Raw genomic sequence first — 401 nt, 5'->3', positions numbered from 1 at the left:
GGCCTGCAGACCGCGATCAACGCCTTCCTGGTGCGCCAGGGCAACCACCTGACCCTGGTCGATACCGGCACCGCGCAGTGCTTCGGCCCCGGCCTGGGCCAGGTGCTGGGCAACCTGCGCGCCTCCGGCGTGGACCCGGCCGAGGTGGACGAGGTGCTGCTGACCCACGCCCACCCGGACCATCTGTGCGGCGTGCTCGACGCGCAGGGCAAGCCGGCCTACCCGAATGCCACGGTGTGGCTGTCCAAGGCCGATGCCGATTACTGGCTCAGCCCGGCCAGCGAGCCCACGGCGCCGAAGGGCGTGCGCTTCGCCTTCCCGCTGGCACGCAACGCGGTCGCGCCCTACCAGGCCAGCGGCCACCTGGGCACGTTCAGCCCCGGCGATGCCCTGCCCGGTGG

General features: G+C 73.1%; 1 protein-coding gene. It reads left to right on the top strand.

Translation table 11 applies throughout. The features are described from left to right. Positions 1–401: MBL fold metallo-hydrolase (locus tag KDL01_RS42520; protein WP_212534356.1), on the top strand; the 401-nt coding region annotated here is incomplete at both ends.

It is taken from the genome of Actinospica durhamensis (assembly GCF_018139695.1).
In the GTDB taxonomy this organism is placed as follows: domain Bacteria; phylum Actinomycetota; class Actinomycetes; order Streptomycetales; family Catenulisporaceae; genus Actinospica; species Actinospica durhamensis.
Note: the sequence above shows the minus strand (reverse complement) of the source record. Positions and strands in the feature narration are given on the sequence as shown.